General features: G+C 35.0%; 18 protein-coding genes and 1 riboswitch. Of the genes, 15 read left to right on the top strand and 3 right to left on the bottom strand.

What is annotated here, in order from left to right; translation table 11 throughout:
• Nucleotide 1 precedes the first annotated feature (1 nt).
• The 5 genes from NQT69_RS00430 to NQT69_RS00450 all read left to right on the top strand — a co-directional run bounded on the left by NQT69_RS00430 (nt 2) and on the right by NQT69_RS00450 (nt 6,087).
• Nucleotides 2–1,000, top strand: a complete 999-nt coding sequence (locus NQT69_RS00430) for an NAD-dependent epimerase (RefSeq protein WP_256825763.1) — start codon at nt 2–4, stop codon at nt 998–1,000.
• The gene (locus NQT69_RS00435) at nt 997–2,124 is read left to right on the top strand and encodes a glycosyltransferase (protein WP_256825764.1); all 1,128 of its coding nucleotides are present in this window, start codon (nt 997–999) and stop codon (nt 2,122–2,124) included. The genes NQT69_RS00430 and NQT69_RS00435 overlap by 4 nt, the downstream gene beginning before the upstream one ends.
• Nucleotides 2,117–3,193: a glycosyltransferase family 4 protein gene (locus tag NQT69_RS00440; protein WP_256825765.1), complete on the top strand. Its 1,077-nt coding sequence runs from the start codon at nt 2,117–2,119 to the stop codon at nt 3,191–3,193. Before NQT69_RS00435 ends, NQT69_RS00440 begins: the two co-directional genes overlap by 8 nt.
• Nucleotides 3,193–4,476 carry an O-antigen ligase family protein gene (locus NQT69_RS00445; RefSeq protein WP_256825766.1) on the top strand — a complete coding sequence of 428 codons (1,284 nt, stop codon included), beginning with the start codon at nt 3,193–3,195 and terminating at the stop codon, nt 4,474–4,476. Before NQT69_RS00440 ends, NQT69_RS00445 begins: the two co-directional genes overlap by 1 nt.
• Before the next feature lie 207 nt (nt 4,477–4,683).
• The gene (locus NQT69_RS00450; RefSeq protein WP_256825767.1) at nt 4,684–6,087 is read left to right on the top strand and encodes an oligosaccharide flippase family protein; all 1,404 of its coding nucleotides are present in this window, start codon (nt 4,684–4,686) and stop codon (nt 6,085–6,087) included.
• A 3-nt stretch (nt 6,088–6,090) separates the two neighbouring features.
• Here NQT69_RS00450 and NQT69_RS00455 read toward each other — a convergent pair whose 3' ends face one another.
• A complete protein-coding gene (locus NQT69_RS00455) occupies nt 6,091–7,227 on the bottom strand; it encodes a hypothetical protein (protein WP_256825768.1) in 1,137 nt (378 codons plus the stop codon).
• An 85-nt stretch (nt 7,228–7,312) separates the two neighbouring features.
• A riboswitch (cyclic di-GMP riboswitch) is annotated at nt 7,313–7,397 on the bottom strand.
• A gap of 388 nt (nt 7,398–7,785) precedes the next feature.
• On the opposite strand from NQT69_RS00455, the gene NQT69_RS19490 reads away from it, so the two are divergent.
• The 9 genes from NQT69_RS19490 to NQT69_RS00500 all read left to right on the top strand — a co-directional run bounded on the left by NQT69_RS19490 (nt 7,786) and on the right by NQT69_RS00500 (nt 17,099).
• Nucleotides 7,786–8,322 carry an acyltransferase gene (locus NQT69_RS19490; protein ID WP_306173934.1) on the top strand — a complete coding sequence of 179 codons (537 nt, stop codon included), beginning with the start codon at nt 7,786–7,788 and terminating at the stop codon, nt 8,320–8,322.
• 23 nt (nt 8,323–8,345) lie between these two features.
• Nucleotides 8,346–9,437 carry an acyltransferase family protein gene (locus NQT69_RS00465; RefSeq protein ID WP_256825769.1) on the top strand — a complete coding sequence of 364 codons (1,092 nt, stop codon included), beginning with the start codon at nt 8,346–8,348 and terminating at the stop codon, nt 9,435–9,437.
• A gap of 60 nt (nt 9,438–9,497) precedes the next feature.
• Nucleotides 9,498–9,857 carry a 3-phosphoshikimate 1-carboxyvinyltransferase gene (locus NQT69_RS00470; RefSeq protein WP_256825770.1) on the top strand — a complete coding sequence of 120 codons (360 nt, stop codon included), beginning with the start codon at nt 9,498–9,500 and terminating at the stop codon, nt 9,855–9,857.
• Nucleotides 9,858–10,269: 412 nt separating this feature from the next.
• Entirely contained in the window at nt 10,270–11,673 is a 1,404-nt protein-coding gene (locus NQT69_RS00475) for an undecaprenyl-phosphate glucose phosphotransferase (protein WP_256825771.1), read from the top strand.
• Complete coding sequence (locus NQT69_RS00480; protein WP_256825772.1) at nt 11,657–12,871, top strand: outer membrane beta-barrel protein; 1,215 nt, start codon at nt 11,657–11,659, stop codon at nt 12,869–12,871. Before NQT69_RS00475 ends, NQT69_RS00480 begins: the two co-directional genes overlap by 17 nt.
• Nucleotides 12,871–13,407 (top strand): polysaccharide biosynthesis/export family protein, encoded by a 537-nt coding sequence (locus NQT69_RS00485; RefSeq protein ID WP_256825773.1) that lies wholly within the window; start codon nt 12,871–12,873, stop codon nt 13,405–13,407. The genes NQT69_RS00480 and NQT69_RS00485 overlap by 1 nt, the downstream gene beginning before the upstream one ends.
• A 21-nt stretch (nt 13,408–13,428) precedes the next feature.
• On the top strand, nt 13,429–15,636 hold the full coding sequence (locus NQT69_RS00490) for a GumC family protein (protein WP_256825774.1): 2,208 nt from the start codon (nt 13,429–13,431) through the stop codon (nt 15,634–15,636).
• Between the two features lie 10 nt (nt 15,637–15,646).
• Nucleotides 15,647–16,375, top strand: coding sequence for a tyrosine-protein phosphatase (locus NQT69_RS00495; RefSeq protein WP_256825775.1), 729 nt, complete (start codon nt 15,647–15,649; stop codon nt 16,373–16,375).
• Nucleotides 16,368–17,099: a VpsP family polysaccharide biosynthesis protein gene (locus NQT69_RS00500; protein WP_256825776.1), complete on the top strand. Its 732-nt coding sequence runs from the start codon at nt 16,368–16,370 to the stop codon at nt 17,097–17,099. Before NQT69_RS00495 ends, NQT69_RS00500 begins: the two co-directional genes overlap by 8 nt.
• A 21-nt stretch (nt 17,100–17,120) precedes the next feature.
• Here the strand turns inward: NQT69_RS00500 and NQT69_RS00505 are convergent, their stop codons facing one another.
• A complete protein-coding gene (locus tag NQT69_RS00505; protein WP_256825777.1) occupies nt 17,121–17,939 on the bottom strand; it encodes a polysaccharide deacetylase family protein in 819 nt (272 codons plus the stop codon).
• Nucleotides 17,940–18,249: 310 nt separating this feature from the next.
• A complete protein-coding gene (gene rsmF / locus NQT69_RS00510; RefSeq protein ID WP_256825778.1) occupies nt 18,250–19,692 on the bottom strand; it encodes a 16S rRNA (cytosine(1407)-C(5))-methyltransferase RsmF in 1,443 nt (480 codons plus the stop codon).
• Between the two features lie 256 nt (nt 19,693–19,948).
• On the opposite strand from rsmF, the gene NQT69_RS00515 reads away from it, so the two are divergent.
• The gene (locus NQT69_RS00515; RefSeq protein ID WP_256825779.1) at nt 19,949–20,635 is read left to right on the top strand and encodes a GntR family transcriptional regulator; all 687 of its coding nucleotides are present in this window, start codon (nt 19,949–19,951) and stop codon (nt 20,633–20,635) included.
• The last annotated feature ends 27 nt before the right edge of the window (nt 20,636–20,662 follow it).

The following is a 20,662-nucleotide window of genomic DNA, read 5'->3' on the forward strand; positions in this document are numbered from 1 at the left end:
AATGAAGTACTTAGTAACTGGTGCTGCAGGGTTTATTGGTAATTTTGTGTCAGAGCGTTTGTGCTCATTAGGCCATGATGTTGTTGGGATAGACAATTTAAATGATTACTATGATCCAACGCTTAAAAAAAGGCGCTTAGATCGTTTAATTGGCTTTAAAAATTTTACATTTATTAAGCTTGATATCGCAGATAGAAAATTAATCGCTAAACTATTTGCCACTGAGAAATTTGACCGTGTTATTCATTTAGCTGCACAAGCCGGGGTAAGATATTCACTCGATAATCCAATGGCCTATATTGATTCTAATCTTGTTGGTATGGCGACAATTTTAGAAGGGTGTCGTCATAATAAAGTGAAGCATTTGGTATATGCATCTTCAAGCTCAGTATATGGTATGAATGAAAAAATGCCTTTTTCAGTCGATGATGCTGTAGATCATCCTGTTTCACTCTATGCAGCAACTAAAAAATCAAATGAATTAATGGCACATAGTTATAGTCATTTATATGATTTACCAACTACGGGCTTACGTTTTTTTACTGTTTATGGTCCGTGGGGGCGGCCAGATATGGCACCTTTTTTATTTACTGATGCTATCGTAAATAATAAAAAGATAAATGTTTTTAATAATGGCGAAATGCAACGCGATTTCACGTATATAGATGATATTGTTGAAGGTATTATTCGTATACAAGATGTTATTCCAGCTCGAAATAATGCTATCGCTAAACCCTCTCCAGCAAGTGCAAAAGCACCTTACCGAGTCCATAATATAGGTAATAATGTACCTGTCTCTTTGATGTCATTTATTGAAGCAATTGAGCAAGCAGCAGGTAAGGTTGCTGAAAAAAATTATCTACCAATGCAAGCTGGTGATGTGCCTGCCACATTTGCTGACATAGACAGCCTTTCTAATGTGATAGGTTTTAAACCTGCTACTGATATTAAAGATGGGATGCAGCAATTTGTTAATTGGTATAGAGAATACAATCAATGAGCAAAAAAGTTGTTTGTCTAGTTATTAATAGTTTAGGTGGAGGCGGTGCTGAAAGAGTTTTTGCTAGGCTAGTGAATCTATTGGATACTCAAGGTCAATACAAAGTCACCGTTATAACCTTAGATCAAGAAGCAATTGAGAACCCTCTTGATAGTGGAATAAAACATATTCAATTAGATTGCCAAGGTTCGTTAATAAAGAGCATGATAAATTTAAAGAAGGCCCTTTATGAACTAAACCCTGATTTAGTTATTTCATTTTTGACTCGATCAAATGTTGCAGCTGTTTATGCCGGTAGAAAAAAGCCGTTTCCAGTAGTTATTAGTGAAAGAGTAAATACATCTTCTCATTTTGGCAATGGTCTTTTGGGCTTTTACAAAAAGGCTTTTACACGTTACTTCTATAATAAAGCTGACTCCTTAATAGCAGTTTCGAATGGTGTAAAACATGACTTATCAGAATTTTTTAACCTAAAGCATAAGAAAATTTATGTAATAGGTAATTCATACAGTCATGAAATGCTTTTGAATAAAGCAGACGAGTTTTTGGTTGAATTCGAAAAAAATAGTTTCGTTGTCTGTGTGGGGCGATTTTATAAAAACAAAAACCATTCCTTACTAATCAATGCATTAGCAAGTTCATCCTATAATAATAAGCTTGTTCTTTTAGGCGATGGCCCAGAAAGGAAGAACCTTGAAGAGTTAGTTAAGCAATTAAATTTAACAGAACAGGTCATATTTAAAGGATTTATAAAAAACCCATATCCATATATTAAAAATGCATCAGGTCTTATCTCTACTTCTTTAGCAGAAGGGTTTCCTAATGTAATTGCTGAAGCACTTGTTCTTGGAAAATTTGTAGTTTCAAGCGATTGTCCATCAGGGCCTTCTGAATTACTTGATGATAGAGTTTCGAGTGGCACAGAAAATCTGACATTCGCAAAATTCGGGGTTTTGTTACCTTTAAATAATGAGCAAGCAACCAGTGAGGGTTTTAACCTGTTTAATGAACAGAGCTATATTGATAAGTATGAGTTAAAAGTTAAAAGCTTGAAAAATAGGTATTCACATGAACAATTCCTTAGTCACTTTAATCGTGTTATTGAGGAGGTTATAAGTGACTAGCTCTACTATAAATAAGGTTATTGCTGTTGCAGGCTTACGTGGCATTCCAGGTGTAATGGGCGGAGTTGAAACACACTGCGAAGAACTTTATAAACGATTACCGAGGAACATTAAGGTACTTGTATATGGACGAAAAGGTTACTGTGAAGATAAAGTTTTATCGGATACTTTAAAAATCAAATCTCTGCTTAGCCCTAAACTCCAGGCACTTGAGACACCTTTGCATACTTTGCTTGCAATATTTCATTGTTATATTTATGAAAAGGTTGATGTATTCCATATACATGGAATTGGGGCTTCAATATTTTTACCGCTTGCAAAATTACTTTTTCCAAAAGTTGTGGTTACTCACCACTCTCAAAATTATGAACATCAGAAGTGGGGGAAGCTAGCTAAAACGGTATTTAGATTAGGTGAAAAATTCACATTAAAGTATGCTGATCAGGTTTATTTTGTGTCTCGAACATTATTAGCAAACTCAAAAGCGCGTTTTCCTTTACGAGCAGATCATTATTACTTCATGGCTAATGGTTTTTCGCTACCCGATAGCTGTACAAGGTTAAATGATATTGACTTCCCTTTTTTTCTGGCTGTTGGCCGGTTGGTACCTGAGAAAGGCTTTCATGATCTAATCGAAGCATTTAACAAACATATTGGAGATGAAAAACTCATTATTGCTGGAGCTGCGGATTTTGAAAGTTCATATGCAAGAAAGCTAAAACAAAATGCAAATTCAAATGTATTATTTGTTGGAAAAAAAACGCGTTCAGAATTGAAGTGGTTATACTCTCATTGTAATAGCTTTGTTATGCCATCTTATTCTGAAGGGTTACCTATTTCAGCTCTTGAAGCTGTATCTTGCTCAGCACCAATATTAATGAGTGATATTGTGCAAAATAAAGATTTAGATTTCCCTGAGTCGTGTTACTTCGAACTAGGTAACATACAAGCTATTGCTACTAGACTAAAAAATGGTGGAATCACAGTTGATAAGAAGCTTTTAGATAATTATAACTGGGATAAAATTGCTAAAAACTACGTAAGCCTTGTCGATGAGGGAGCTCATTAATGGCTTATATTACCTCTGTAATCATGATAATTACTTTTTATTATGCGCTAAAAAAAGCACCTTATGTTAGAAGCTCTAAACTTTTTTTATGCTTTTACTCTTTATTTTTTGTGCGTGTAATATTTTCAGTAAATCATGAGATAACTTTTCAACCTGTGTTTGCTGGCCAATCACTTACATCACTCTCTTCTTTGGTGACTATATTTATTGTTTTTGTTCTTATTAATAAAAAATACCTAACTTATAGAGCCATTGTTCCTTATTATATCGTTATGGTATTAGCTGTTTTATCTACAGTATATTCTAGTGAATGGGTCGGTGGGGTTGTTGTATTAATGAAGTGGTCATTGCTTGTGGTAACCTCCATTGCAATTATTCAGTTGTTTTATCAGTTTGGTTTAGTTAACACACTAAGACCTTTTTATTATTTATTTATGGCACTGCTCATAAGTCAAGCATTCTCAATTTTATTGGGGCAAGGGAAAGACACCGAAAGCTTAAATTCAACGTCAAATGCGATTAGTTATATAGCAGGCTATGCACATGAAAGTGCGTTTTCTATCCTAATGTATAACGGATTTTTAATCTCAGCAATTTTAATGATAAAGAAGAGTGTAAAACCATTTATTCCATTTCTATTTTTATTAGGTTTAATATTTGCAAACTACCGAACATTACTTATTTCGGCAATGATTCCATTAATATGCACCTACTTAGCTTATTTTTATTTTGGTGCAAAAAAAGATACTAAAGTTACTGTGTTTACTTTAGCTATTATTTTTATTGGCATTGTAAGTACATTGTTTGGGGAGAGCATTATTAATAGATTTGGTGAGCTCGGCGGTGCATTTGTTAATGTCGGTGAGTTGATGACAATAGACTACTCGCTATTTTCTGTTGAAGAAAAACGGTTACTATCATCTCGTATTTATTTATGGAATATGTATTTAGCCGAATTTTCAGGTTTCTCTTTCTTTGAACAAGTTTTCGGTGCAGGTCCGGAAGCTTGGGCTAATTACTTTGAAGTATATGCACATAACACTTTTGTCGCGGTTTTGTTTGATTTAGGTTACATCGGATTGATAGCACTTATTATTGCTTTTTATTGTACTTTTAGAATGATACTAAAATCAAATGAGGGAAAGTTGAAGTTGACAATGATGAGCTTTTTAATAGGATTTTTTATTATGTCAAATTCAACTATGCCCTTGTGGGCAGTAGAAGGCGTGCACTTATTTTCGTTCATTTTTACAGTTGCTTTTTATCTGTCAAAAAAGAACTGAATCAAGTAAGAGAGAAGTAATAGATCAAAATATTTCTCTAAGCAAAATTAGCAAATGAGTTGGTTTACCTTGATTATTTAAAACTTAATGATTTATACAAGCTCTTTTTATATATTTATAAGAAGCAATTTTATTTCATGTTGCCTTGTCGTGCTTGGCTATTTAACAACACTCTGTAAACCATGCGAGTAATTTTAAGGACAGAATTTGAAAGGTTTGTTGTGGGTTTTTTTTGAAAAAGTGGGAGTCACCGTCCTTTCTCTGATTGCAATGTTTTGGTATGCAAAATTATTAGGTCCTGTTGATTTTGGACTTTCGATTGTAATTCTTTCTGCGTCTTTATTTGTTTCAACAATCATTGAAAATGTGCAGCAGTATCCTCTAATCGCTACGAAAGAGAATGTGGGCTCAGCATTTAAAAGCAGTGCTATAGGTTGGCTTATTTTATCGAGCTTGATTGCCACAGGACTTTTTGTTCTCCTTACATTTGTGTATGGCAATGATTGGTGGTTATTAATACTTTTTGCTGTTGTCTATATTCCAGTTTCTTCATTCTCACGTATTTATATAGCCGACTTAATTTTAAAACAAAAATTTAAACAGTTAGCTATTAGAGCTTTTTGGGGGAAAATAATAGGTGTTTTAACCGGCTTGATAACTGCTTATTTTGGTTATGTTGAATTTGCAATTATTTTACAAAGTTTAACCGTTATTGTTGTCTCATTGATTGTAATGGTTATCACAAATAAAACATTAATAAAGCAGAGCGAAAGCTTCAGCTTAGTTCTATTTAAAAGTTTAGTTATTGAAGGTGTTCCTTCTGGTGTAGCAATTATAGAGCAAAATGTTAAAAGCCATGGCCTGATTGTTTTACTGGGTATTTTTGCAGGTGCTCATATTTCAGGAATTTATTCATTAGCTGTAAAATTTGTTGATATACCTAGGACGTTGATTGGATTAGGGTTTAGTACATGGGCTATGGGGAAGTTTAACCAAGTAATGGGAAATAAATCTAAGCTATTAGATGTATTTAACACTGCAATGTTATGTTGTTGCTCTGTAATTTTACCCTGTTATGTTGGGATGATGGCAGTTTCAGAAGCATTAATATTAGAGTTTTTTGCTAGGGAGTGGTTTGGTGCTGCTAAAATTATTTTCTTTTTATCTTTGTATCAGGCTATTGTGTCCTTTTATATATATTTACCTCCTTTACAAGTTCTTTATAAAGCAACTTACAGAACGCTATGGGTAAATGTAGTTTCTACATCCTGTATAATTTTAAGTATTATTTTTCTTTCGGATAACTTTGGAATTTATGCTCCTTTAATCGGCATGTTTTCTTCGCTATTATTCACGATTCCAAAATACACCTTTGAAATCGTGGAGTTACTTGAAACCCGTGTACTAGCAATTATGCATATTATTTATGGGGTGGTTATCTCGGTGGCTTTGATGTACGTTTTGATAGACTTCGCCGAAAAAAGTTTAATTGTTAATAATTTCTATGTTTTAGTAATTTTTGGAGTTGTGAGTTATTCATTGATCTTTACTGTCTTTAATTTAGCTAATATTATCAATCGCAAAATATTAGCTAATATTAAAAGTTTGTAATGACTATTTTATACAATTATCAACATGTTCGGGAATAATACTCAACTCTCCGTAAGATGAATAATGAGAATTTGCAAAAGTAACTGAGCTGATTGCATCGGTATAGTTACGCAAATCACAAATCTCTATATGATCATTTACTTTGAAAGTAGAATTCATAAAGTTCACCTTTGCATCAATGGCTTGTATAGCATTTATATTAGCTATGTGGATGTAGCAATTTTTACAGGTGAAATCGTTATTCCATAGCTTCATATTGTAGCGTGCTTCTTTTCCTGATAGTGATGTAACATCAAGCAGAGTCGTATTTTTACCTTTGATATCAAAGTCTGCATCTTTGCTGTTACCGACAACAGTATTAACAATTGATACATTTGAAGCATCAGCATTTACCATGACACCATCACCTTGCTGGTACTCCCCACAGTTAGTAATAGCACCAATATTATTAGTGATTGTCACATTTTTAATAAGTATGTCTTCGACAAACCCACTTACACTTATGCCAGTTATGTGGCAGCTTTTAGTCTCTTCTGAAGAAGAAGCTAAAGCATCAAAAATAGAGTTGGTTATTGATATATTTCGGGGGGTTTTTCCATTTATGCGAACACCTGATTTAAAATAGCCTAGGCTTTTCACATTATTGACAACAATATTTTCAACGGTTGCAGTTATATTGCTGTCAAAATCGATGCAGCTCATCGTGTTATGGGCTGTAATTTTATCTATTTTAACATTGGTCACATTATAATTTTTAAATCTAAAGCAATATCGTGTATTTAAAAATTGCAAATTTTCAAATGAAATATTACTTCTAGCAATGACAAATCCAGCATTTCCCTCTGGTGTGAAATTATAATCACCGCTGAATATAACTTGTTCATCACCAATGACTTGAATGTCGTGGCTTCCGCCTCGTAAGTAGATAGCATCCTCTTGAATATAGGTTCCAGGCATTAATTTAATGGTATCAAGGTTTGGATCTGATAATAGAGTGTTTACACTATTTATACTGGCGGGTTTATCTATGGAATATCCATTACCCGTACCATTTGGGCTAATAAATCCAGTTCCGGCTACTGATATAGTGCTAGAAAATAAAAGGGCAGGAAGTGTATATGAATAAATGTTTGATTTCATGTTTATTTTTACCTTTCAAATAACAGCTAATAGATGAAAAGGTAAACTAAGCTGTAGCACAACTAGAATAGTTATGAGCAGTTCCTTTGGTAACTCCGCTACCATAGCAAAAATGCTTTAGGCCGGAAGCTTTGCGTCCTTGATTTTCACCAAGTTTGCCTTTGTCATTTTTTATTATAGTATTGTTTTGGGCTGGCTTAAAAGTCTTTTTATGCTTTTTTTTAAATTTTCTTTATTGCTTTTTTTTGAATGATTTTTTCTTGAAAAGCTTTAGTAATGCCATTAATTTAAATTGTTTTATATGTTGTTGTTATTATAAATAAATAGTTGAATGTTCCTCTAATTTAAAATACAATTTAATCGTTGATTAGCAATTTTTATGTTAGTCGAAGTATAAGAATTATTTAAGTTATGCTTAATTTAAAGGATTTAATTACCAAGGATGTTCTATGGCTACCTTTCAATGCCCCTCTTTATGTAATCTACCATGTAAATTAAAGTATCTTAATTAGCAAAGGCTTATCAGAATTTTAAACGTGAAATTGTTAGGTTAGCAATATGAAAATTTTAAAAGTTAAAAATATTGTGTATTTATATAAAAAATCATTTTATAAAATATACGCACTTCTCTTTGGGCAAGTTAACTTATTGAGAAGGCTAGGTGGGAATGTGGGAAATGGTTGTAGGTTTATAGGAAAAAATGAATTTGGCTCTGAGCCTTACTTAATTAGTATTGGTAATAATGTAAGTATGACATCTAGCTATTTCGTTAATCACGATGGTGGTGTTTGGGTTTTTCGGAAGGAGCATCCTTCAATTGACATTGTTAAGCCAATTAGAATTGAGAACAATGTATTCATTGGTAGTCACTGCATAATAATGCCGGGAGTTACAATTGGCTCAAACGTTGTTGTTGGTGCAGGTTCCGTTGTAACAAAAAGCCTTGAGCCAAATGCCGTATATGCAGGCATCCCAGCTAAAAGAATAAAATCATTGGAAGAATATAAAAGTAGTGTGTTAGCAATGAATTTGAACACTAAAGGAATGAGTTGCAAACGTACATACCTGGAATCACATTTTCGGCTTGAGAAATAGAAACGAATTTTATCTGGATATTAATGAATACACACGCTAGCCAAGCAACTAATAGCAAACTCCAAAGGTTACATGGGTTAGACTTTTGTAGGGCCATATTTATGATTTTAGGCCTGTTTTACCATGCTGCTCTGATTTACAGTACAGATTACATTTGGCGAGTAACAGATACTGAGTCATCCAGTTATCTAACAACTTTAGCTTCATTTGTTCATGCGTTTAGAATGGAAGCATTTTATCTAATATCAGGTTTTTTCTATCTACTTGTTTTTACAAAGAATTATGAGGGGTTTCTTCAAGAAAGGCTAACAAGGGTTATACCTCCTTTATTATTATGTGGACTACTTATTAATCCTATTATGAACCTCTATAGTTATGAGCGAACTTATGACTGGAGCTCAATAACATATTTTATAAATGGTCAATGGTTAGGTCATTTATGGTTTTTGGGAAATTTGATAGTTTATTTTGTGTTTGGATATCCTTTTTGTAAAAAAATTATAAAAATTGACTCAATTTCAAGAACTAATTTTATCATCATATTTTGTTTTTTAGTTCCGTTTATATCATTAGTGTTCCTTGTTTTATCTAAGTGGCTATTTAGCGGGAGTTTTATTTTTGTTTCTTTTGATTTACTTTTTGAATATTTTCCATATTTTCTTTTTGGTGCTTTGTGTTTTCAGTTTAAAGATCATTTCATAAGTTTGCTAACATATAAAGTAGCTTTTGTATGTTTCCTTATTTATTTTCTCGGCATTAAGTTTGTTAATATGGAACTGTTTTTTAATTTAGGGAGTAATGTTTCTAAAGCAGCTAGTAAACTAATAGAAGGTTTTTTAGTTCTATCTATGACCGCACTCTTCTATAACATAGGTAAAGGAGGCTCTAAGGCTGTTCGCTTGATTTCAGATGCAAGCTATACTACTTACCTATTACATCAGCCATTAATAGTAATTATATATTACCTTTCATTCAAGGGGGTCAGACTGAATGTATATCTTGAATATACTATTATAATAGTTCTAACATTTTTAATCTCTATATTTTGGCATTTTTATTCAGTAAAAAAACATCCTATTCTTTCTTACTTGTTTAATGGAGTAAAGCCTCGTTGAATATTATTCCTATAAGGCGCGGCTTTGGATATTAGAACTGATCCGATCATCAAGAGTCTAATGAAAAAAATGCCCAGTAAAATTCAGAGCTCTTTTACAGATGAACAGTTACAACACTTAAAGCTAGCAATAGGTGCACGTGAGTGGGGCAAGCATAAAGTTGATTTCCGTCGAGTCATACACTTATTTAAGTACCGCTATTACTTTGTCTTTCTGGCCGGCCGTAATAGAAGAAGGCTAACTGATGAGCAAAAAAAAGCTGTTATTTTTGGTCGCGCAACTTCAGCTAGTGTTGTATTTTTCTGTCTATTTTTACTCATTTTAGTGACTTTCTATTTATTTAAATCAGCTATAGGAGTAGATCTATTTCCTGGCTTCTCAGTCGGCTTGTGGGACTGGTTTCGCAAATTTATAGACTAGCGATAAACGGGTTTTATAAATAGACTGAAATTACTGTTTTTGTTTTCTATAGAATAATTAATAATAAGATAACATTTAATGTTATATTTAATATTATATTTAATATTATTTTATTTAATGCAATGTTTTCACTTTCTTCGTTTACTGTTATAGCTCTTTGTTTTAATTTTTTTGTTAAATCATTTAATATAAACTTATAAGGTTTTTATACGTGTGGTTTTTGTAGGGATTACTACAGTTTTTAAAAGCTGAATTTGTTTGTGTTATCTATATTGTTTTTTAAATTAAATGATTTTTCAGTTTAATGCAATTATCTTTATCGCCCCTGTATTTTATAGTTATTGATCTGTTCCTTATATGGATATATTATTGTGTTTCAATTTTAGTAATTTAGACGTTCAAGGAAGATACAGTGAACAGCAGCAGAACATTTAAACCATCAAGTTCTTCAGATGCTAACTTTTATAGACTATTTGATTTGCTCTCTTTGTACACTTCATTTCAGATAGCAAATTTTATTTATAACATCCATTTTAATTCAGCTTATCTGGCTGCTGCTTTATCTATCACTATTAGTTATATGTACTGTGCTGAGATATTATCTACATACAGATCATGGCGTGCGGGAAAATTTCGCACTATGGTTTTTTGCTCCTGGAGCTCCTTAGTTATTGCTTTTTCATTAATGTTTATAATTCTATTTGTATTCAAACTCACAGATGTTTTATCACGCAAAGAATTAGCTATCTGGTTCTTCTTTAGTCTGGTTCTCTTATTTATCTGGCGATTAGTCGTACATCTATATAAGCGTAATCGTCGTCGTTTAGGTCTTAACCTTAGAAATGTTGCAATTGTGGGTGCTACAGAGGGGGCTGCATATTTACATGAAGAGATAATGAAAAACAATGAGCTTGGATTTAAATTCATGGGTTTCTATGATGACCGAAAGCCTGAGAGGTTATTTAATCAAGCCTCAAACTATACTGTTGAAGGTACAATACAATCTGCTATAGATAAAGCGAGAGAAGGGACAATTAATATTCTGTATATAGCTTTACCTTTAAAAGCAGAAAAGCGTATTGCTGATATTTTACTGCAACTTGGAAATACGACTGTTGATGTACATGTCATTCCTGATTTTTTATTATCTAACTTAATCCATGCAAGAATAGAGCATGTTGGTAACCTGGATACACTTAGTGTATTTGAATCGCCATTAATAGGTGCCCAAGAGTTTATTAAACGTACAGAAGATATAATTGTTTCTTCGATAATATTATTGTTAATTTCGCCTTTACTCCTTGTTATAGCAGCAGCTGTTAAATTTACTTCTCCAGGAAATATTATTTTTAAGCAGGATCGATATGGGCTAGATGGAAGAAAAATTAAGGTGTGGAAGTTTAGATCAATGTCTGTAACTGAAAATAGTGATGTTGTTACTCAGGCGACCAAAAACGACGCTAGGATTACTAAGGTGGGTGGCTTTTTAAGAAGGACAAGCTTAGATGAATTACCCCAATTTATAAATGTACTGAAAGGCGACATGTCAATTGTTGGCCCAAGGCCACATGCCGTTGCACACAATGAAGAATATAGGTCAAAAGTTGACTTTTATATGCTGAGACATAAAGCAAAACCAGGGATCACAGGCTGGGCTCAAATAAATGGCTGGCGTGGTGAAACCGATACACTTAATAAAATGGAAAAGCGGGTAGAGTTTGATTTGCACTATATCAAGCATTGGTCACTTTGGTTCGATATTAAAATAATTTTTTTAACAATATTTAAGGGATTTAAAAATGCAAATGCATACTAAAACTATAGTACTGCTAAGTACTGCTTTGAGTATGGGTTTAACAGCATCTGCTAATGCTAATTATAAACTTGGAAGTTACATCAGCCAAAATGGAGCAGAACTTACCCCATCATTTATTATCGGTGCAAGTCATGACGATAACTTTTATAAAACACCTAATAATGAAGAGTCACGATTGATTTGGAAAGTTGCACCAAGCTTAAGCTCATTATTAGTTGATGGCCCTGATACTTATCAATTTGACATTGCAACAGTAACTTCTTTGCATAATAAGGACAGTTTAGACAATCATACCGATATCATTTTATCAACGGACATCCATAAAGAGTTTACTAGTAAACATAGATTAGATGTATCTGCTTATGCTGATTGGTTATATGAAGACCGTGGTACTGGTTTGACTGAGGGGTTAGGAGATTCAGTAACAGAATTAGTAAAGTACAGGCAACAAAATATAAATGTTGATTATGAATTTGGTGCCCAGTCTTCAAAAGCACAACTTTCTTTATCTGCTGGTTATTACAATAAACAATATGCGAACTTTGAAAATGTCTCTAAGTATCGTGATTTTGATAAAGTTCTACTAGGTATAACTGGATATTACAACACACAATCTACGAGTCGCTTTTTTGTTGAGTTCAAAGGTGAAAATTATCGCTACGACCACATACAATTTAGCGGTGTTTCTCGTGACTCGGATGATATTAAGCTACTAGTTGGTATGGAATGGGAAGCGTCCGCATTGACATCAGGTACCTTTAAACTCGGTTACCAGAATAAAGATTTTAAGTCATCGCAGAGAGAAAACTTTGATGGGCTTAGTTGGCAGGCTGATCTTGTATGGCACCCGCTTACTTATTCAAGTGTGTCATTTACTACAGCAAATGCAGCTAAGGATCCACTGGTACAAGGTGACTATATAGAAGAAACACTGTATGGCGTTACTTGGGAACATCAGTGGAATCACTTTATAGGAACATTTGCGAGTTTAAATTATAGTAAAGAGCAGTATAGCGGGGGTATCAAACGTAAAGACACAATAAAAAGTTCACGTCTCGGCTTGAATTATCATACCGGTAATTATGGTTTCTTATCTACTTACATTGATTACACAGATCAAACATCTACTCAAAATAATTTAATTTACGATAGCCTAATAATAGGTGTTGATTTTACTTTAGGCTTAAAGGCAAATTAATGAAATTTCTACATTATACTTTATTAAGTTTACTATTTATCATTGCTATAAGCAGTAATGCTGCAATAGCAAACAAACCAAAAAACTACATTTTGGGCCCTGGTGACACGATTGAAATTAAAGTTTTTGGCCAGCCGGATTTAGATGTTAGAGCATTACTTGGTAATAGTGGGGAAGTAAATTATCCATTTCTAGGTAAAGTGGTATTAGCAGGAATGACCATTGCTGAGGTTGAGAGAATTTTGACCAGTGGTCTTGCTCCGAACTATTTAGTTAACCCCGATGTATATGCTCAAGTGATCGAATACCGTCCTTTTTATATCCATGGAGAGGTCAAGAAGCCAGGCGGCTACTCATATCATCCAGGTATGACGGTTAATCAAGCCGTTGCATTAGCTGGCGGATTAACGGAAAGAGCATCCATTGAAAAAATTTATGTGTATAAAGAAAAGAACAAACAACAGCAAATCAAAGGCAATTTGAATAGTCAAATCGCTGCTGGTGATACAATTAAAATTGAACAGCGATTGTTTTAAAAAGACAAGGTAGTTATATAAATGAATAAGTTTCCGCAAACCTCGGCTGATAATGAGGATGTTTTCGACTTAGGTGCGTATATCAATGTAATTAAAAATGCAAAGTGGCGTATATTTAGCTTTGCAGTAGTAATTACTCTCTTTACTATATTAATCACTTTTACACTCTTACCTCAGTTTAAAGCTACGGCAACATTATTGATAGAATCTGAGCAGACTAAAGCGGTAAGCTTTGATGAAGTTTATGGTTTAGACTCTAATCAAAAAGAGTATTATTTTACTCAATTTGAGGTTATTAAATCAGATAGTATAGCTCGTGAGGTAATCACTCGGCTAGACATAAAGTCTCATCCAGATTTTATCGGTAAACCAACTTTAATTGACTCACTGAACGATTCTCTCAAAGAATACTTACCTTTTCTTAATCAACAAAAACTAACTTTACTAAGTAAAGAAGATAAAGCAGAAAAAGAAATGTTAGGACTATTGGTTAAATTTAAGGAAGAATTAAGTGTTTCACCTATACGTGGCACGCAACTTGTTAACATAAGTTTTAATTCAAGTGATCCTAAGCTGGCCGCAGACGTAGCGAACACTGTCGGGCAAGTGTATATTGATAGTCAAATGCAAGCTAAAATGGGGATAACTCAACAAGCTTCAAGTTGGTTAAATACACGCTTGTCGCAATTGCGTATTCAACTTGATGAATCAGAAAAGCGTTTACAAGCATATCGTGAGCAGCAAAAGCTTATTGATATTGAGGGGATTGCTGGTTTAGCAACACAAGAGCTAGAACAAATCTCTAATCAGTTAGTAAATGCTCGCGCAGAGCAGAATAACTTGCAGAGCATTAATCGTGTTATCAATGAGTATGGTAATAACAATATTGATTTGCTTGGTAGCATGCCTGAAATTACATCTCACAAAGTTGTTCTTGATGTTAAAAGAGAACTTGTATTAGTAGAACGAAAACTCGGTGAGTTAAGTGAAGTTTATGGCCCGAAACACCCTAGAATAATTTCGGTGAAATCTGAACTTGCTTCTGTCAAAGCGAACCTTCGTAAACAGATCAAAGGTTTGATTACGGGTATAGAAAAAGAGTTAAATAGAGTCACTCAGACAGTGGCTGCACTCGAAACTGACTTAGCTTTAATCAGAGAGCAATACCAAGATATTACACGTAAAGAAACGAAGTATAATCAGTTAAAACGTGAAGTTGAAACAAATCGAAATATCTTTAATACTTTTCTTTCTCGCTCTAAAGAAACAGAAGTAACCAGTGACTTTAGTTCTGCGATAGCTCGTTTCACCGATTACGCATACCCACCTAATAAACCTTTTAAGCCTAATAAAAAGTTTATGATTATTATGGCTTTTGTGATGAGTTTATTTTTTGCGATGATGGTAAGTCTAGTTTATGACGCCCTTAATGATACGGTAAAGTCAAAAGAAGATATTGAGCATAAACTTGCGCAGCGATTACTTGGCTATATTCCACGAGAAAAAGTAGGAAAGGATGGGGTATTACCAATTAGTTCTTTTTTCGACGTACAGTATAGGCGTTTTGCTGAATCAGTAAGGACATTTAGAACTAGCCTGCTTCTAACTCAGCTTGATAGGGAGCACAAAGTTATCGCTATTACTTCAAGCTCCCCATCTGAGGGGAAAACAACCGTCGCAGCAAATTTAGCCTTGTCTTTAGCTCAAATGGGGAAAGTACTATTAATTGATGCGGATTTAAGAAAACCATCTATTGCAAAACGCTTCGATATCCCAGGCTTTCAATCTGGGCTGAGCAACCTTATCATTGGTACTGAAACCATAGAGCAATGTATCCATGTAGATGAAACTTCAGGTGTAAATATTATGCCGTGCGGTCAAATCCCCAGTAATCCATTAGAGTTAATTTCTAATGAACGATTTAGTCAATTATTAGATTCGTTAAAAGAACAATACGATCATATAATCATTGATACCCCCCCTACGCAGGCGGTTAGTGATGCATTGGTTGTTTCTCGTTTTGTTGATTCAGTCATTTACGTAATAAAATCGGATGTAACTCGCGTTAAATTGATTAAAGCTGGCTTAGAACGCTTGTTTGATGCTAAAGCTCACATTGCCGGTGTAGTATTAAATCAAGTTGATGTACGTAATTCTTCAGATCAAGCGGCATATGGTTTATACGATTATTATGATTATTCACAAAAACCTGAGCAGTTAGGTACTTAATAATTTTGTAATGATTGATATTCATACACATGTTCTTCCAGGAGTTGATGATGGCGCTAAAGATCTTAATGATTCTTTAGCGCTATTAATCGTTGCAAAAGCAGATGGTATTGAACGTTTAGTTGCAACGCCCCACATTCAACCTGGTCGCTTTAACAATGATCGTACTAACTTAACTCATATTTTTGCAAAATTAAAAACGGCAGTTAGCAATGCAAACATTGATATTGAATTAGGGTTAGCAGCCGAAGCTCGTTTAGACAGTGAGCTAATAAACCTTATTAAATTAAGACAAGTCCCTTTTATTGGCAAGGTTGAGTCGTCAGACTGTCTTTTACTTGAGTTACCACATTCCCATGTTCCTCTGGGTTATGATAAGTTTGTTCGCTGGCTATTAAATGAGAATATCCGTGTGCTTATTGCACACCCTGAAAGAAATAGAGGTATCCAAAAAGATTACTCTTATATTAGTAAGTTAATTGATTTAGGCTGTGAGTTTCAGCTTACAGCATCTAGTATAGAAGGTCTGTGGGGACAAAATGCTCAAAGCTTAGGTGAAAAAATGCTTCTCAATGGACATGCTAACTATATTGCTTCTGATGCACACTCAATAAAACGTAGACCAGCAATTTTAAGTCGGGCAAAAGAGAAAGTAATTAACTTGTTAGGAGAACATAGAGCTCATAAACTATTTGTTGCCAACCCTAAATTATTGACAGAGAGTTTATTTCTTGATTGATAATACAACTTATAAAAAGCTATTCATAATCATATTACTATTTTTCAGTCTATATATTGCCTATCAAAGCGTGATTATAGCCCGTGCTAATGCATGGTATTTTAATGCTAGAAATACAGTTGATTATATGACAAAGAATAGCTTAGAGCGCCTAAAGTTAACACAGGCTCGGACGGCAATAAATAAAGCTATTTATTTACAACCCATACACCCACATTATTTACATATGAGTGCGTTTATCAGTGTATTAGAGTATGAATATGACGCTGTTCATTCAATAGATAATAACGAAGAGAGTTTTCAGATTATTGAAGCAAAGAAAGCACTCAATTTATCGCTAGCACATAGAAAATCTTGGTCAAAAACGTGGGTTTTACTTGCTCAGGTGGTTAGTATCGAGCAAGGAGCCAGTAAGCAAGTATATTCTTTGTTAAAAAATGCGAAATTAGCTGGACCATATGATTTTGATGTTCACTTAGCAGTTTTACATATTTCACTTAATAATTGGGAAAATCTGTCACCTAACTTTAGACACTTTTATGTACAAGAGCTTATTAATGCCGCTAACCAAGATTTTTATTTTCATAAAGTCTTTGATATGGCAGAAGAAATCGGAATGTTATCAACCCTTTGCTTATCTTTACAGTTTGGGAAAGAATTTGATAAAGTTAAGCAAACATCAAGTTACAAGTATATGTGCGTAGATAAAAGGCTCAGCAGCTAAGTAACCGGAGACCACACTTGGCTACTGCGTAATTTGATCACGGTGTTTTTCAACGTAATCAGCAACTTCACTAACGGTACCTAACCAATAACCATTTCTGTCGTTATTAAGATAGCGTAAAAGCTGATCCAATATGTGAGCGTCAGTGGTATATTGAGCCCCTTTACCAATTTCATGTCCAGCTAGGATCAGCCAACTATTATTACCACGTAATTGCTCTAACATGGTTTTGATTTCACCGAAACTCATGCCGTCTATTCTAAGACCCGTTAATTGAGAAAAGTCAGTAAAGTTTGGGTTATTTGCTGTTTCATCCAGCCATGTACGGCCGCTATCAAAATGTTTTGCGATTAAAGGAACATAGCTTTGGGTATTTATACCTCGGCCAACAAAGGTGTTACCGCAAGGGTAGGCGAACGCGCGAGGAGTTACTCCAAGCTGTTCTTTAATATAAGCTTGCGCACTGAGAATATCATTTTCAAGCCATTGCAAGGTTGTTTCTTCAAGCGATAGATCTAATTGGCGCAGCCATTCAAAATTACCTGTGCATACATGAGAACTTGTGTGGTTGGCAATTTCGTGGCCTGTGGCGACTGCTTGCTTCCATTTAGGTAGGCGCTCTTTAACATTAAAGGGCGATACATAAAATGTGGCTTTAACATTGTGCTTGTTTAATATTGCAAGTCCGGTGTCTACTTGACTATGGCGGGCATCGTCAAATGTAATACTAATGGCGTTTTGAGCTTGATTTGGATAACTAAAACCGGCGTAATTATTGTCGGCGGCGCCGCTTGAGATGCTAATTAGTGTGATAGGTATAAGCATTAGTTTTTTTAACATAAGTGTTTCCTTTTTCTTTTATGGAAACAAATTTAACTAATGAAATATATGCTACTTAAGCATAAAAAATGCCCAGAACGAATCCGCATTGTTCTGGGCTTAGGGGTGGCTCTTGGCGAGCCTGCGCTAACTTTAAAAAACACCTTCTATTCGTTAAGGGAGAAGTAGAAAGTATTATTAAGTGTAGTTAACAAATGTGAAAACGCCCAATATTTGCTGTTTTTTTATACTAAATTAAAACAAGCAGTTGCATAAAAAATCAAGAAAAGTGTGATTTTTATACAGGGGTTATTTGCAACTTACTCACAGTTTATACCTGCCAAGAGATGAGCTGGCTATTTTGTACCAAATCTCGTGGCAAAGAGTTCTTAATTTTGTTCTTTTGCCACTTACCTAAACCTACTGGACAACCACATAAAGTTAACACCACTTCATCAGTTGCATTGGTTACCTCAGCTAAGCGGATATCTTTACCCTGAAAGTAGTCGTTTGCCTGTTGATCAGATAAGGCGTAGGTATTTTTAACACAATGAGCGCCAAATACAGTGGCAAATTCGTGGGTTAGGCGTACACCGTTTTTGTGGATCATGCCTAACTGAATTCCTAGGCGTGAATATTTGATTTTATTTTCAATTGCATCAAAGGCCTCTGGGAACAACCATAGCTCTTTATCGCGCTGCATTAATTTACCCTGCAATGGACTTAAGCCAAATTGCTTTTTAATTATATTATTAAAAGCTTGTGCGGCTTTATTATCATAGGCTTGGAATGGGAATGCGCCTTTTTTTATTTTTTGTTGTGGGTTGTCAGCACTGGCTAGTTTTTTAAATTTCGCGATGAAAAAACCTTCACTATCGAATGTTTGTGGCCAAACGTGTAAATACCCTTGTTCTGTGGTTGCTTGCTCAGCATGTGGGAATAAATCTGCTAAACTTTCTACTGCAATACAGTCAGGAAATTGCGCAAGTAGATAATCACACACTTGTTGGTTTTCAAGCGGGGTTAAGGTACAGGTTGAATACACTAATGTGCCACCGGTTTTGAGGGCGTAAAAAGCGCTTTTTATTAACGCTTTTTGTACTTTAGCAATATCAATATTAGACTCAATTGACCAGTTTTTTAGAGCGTCTGCGTCTTTACGTACAGTACCTTCACCAGAGCAAGGCGCATCGAGTAATATGCTGTCAAAACATTCGAACATGTAATCACCAAAAATTACCCCATCAAAGTGTGAGAGGGCACAATTACCGACGCCCATACGTTTTAACGTAGCGCTAAGTACTTTTAACCGGGATGACGATAACTCATTGGCAACGAGCACTCCCTGATTATTCATCAACGCTGCTAACTGTGAGGTTTTTGAACCAGGGGCGGAGGCCATATCAAGCACATATGTGGCTTCAACGAGTGACTCTTTAAGTGCCATCGGCGGTAACATTGAACTTGCCTCTTGCACATAAATAGCACCGCTTAAGTGTAAATCGGTATTACCAAGAGGAAGTGCATTTTCCTCCTCAGCGGGGCGCGCTAGCCAAAAACCATCTTCACACCAAGGAATTTGCGTTAACTGCCAGCCTTTTTGTGCTGCCGCGAGCTTAAATTCCTCAACTGACATTTTTAAAGTATTAACCCGAATAGATTTACGCAGCGGTCTACGACACGCGCTAATAAAGTCATCGAGTGTGAGGTGGGCAGGCAAATAGCTAGCTACATCATCTATAAAGTGTTGAGGGATATACGTATTGGCGTTCAAGGCGGTGCTCACGAAGAGGAAATAATATGAGTATTCTAGCACTTTCAAAGCACCGCCTTAAATATAATTTTGATGCTGTATTGTGTCGACACCTAGTGGGTATTTAACGATTTTTATGTGTTTAATTGTTTTTATATGAGACTTATGTCGACAATGGCTGGTTTTTTCGCCTGGTTTTGTTGATTTAAGGTTGACACAATTTGTGATACATCCCATAGTGTAACCATGAATTGTCGACAATCTTAAAGAAGTACCAATGACACAAGACGCTTTTAGTAAAACTCAAATCACCACAGCTTCAGATCAGGTGTTTGTCGATATGCGCCGTGAGATTGTAGAAGGTAGCATTGAACAAGGCAGTAAAATTTCAGAGCCCGAGCTTGCTAAGCGTTACGGTGTCAGTCGTGCAACGCTTCGTGAAGCGCTGAACCGCCTAGAAAGTTGCTACTTAATTGAACGCAAAGCTAATGTGGGCTGTCGTGTCGTTGCACTTACCGCAGAGCGGTTAATCGAAGTGTACCAAGTTCGCAGTGCCCTTGAAGGCTTGGCGTGCCGATTAGCTGCCGACAATATGGCCGCTGATGAAGTACAAAGCTTAAAACAATTACTCAACCAGCACTTACAAACGCAACGAGTCAAAGAGGGTGAGTCATACTACCAAGAAGCGGGTGATTTAGATTTTCACTACCGCATAATCAAAGCCAGTAAAAACGATCACCTTATTCATTTATTAAGTAACGGTTTATATCAACTAATTCGCATGTACCGTGTGCAAATGGGCATGGTTGGGCCGCGAGTGTCTAAAGCGTTTGATGAGCATTTAGCGATTATTAATGCCATTGAAAACCATGATGGTGAATTGGCTGAGTTATTAATGAAGCGGCATATCAGCGCCTCACAAGCCAATATCCAAGCAAAATTTGAAAGATACCAATCAATGTAGGTATTAATAGCAGCACAAAAGAAGGCT

Source organism: Pseudoalteromonas shioyasakiensis, from assembly GCF_024518675.1.
GTDB lineage: Bacteria > Pseudomonadota > Gammaproteobacteria > Enterobacterales > Alteromonadaceae > Pseudoalteromonas > Pseudoalteromonas shioyasakiensis_B.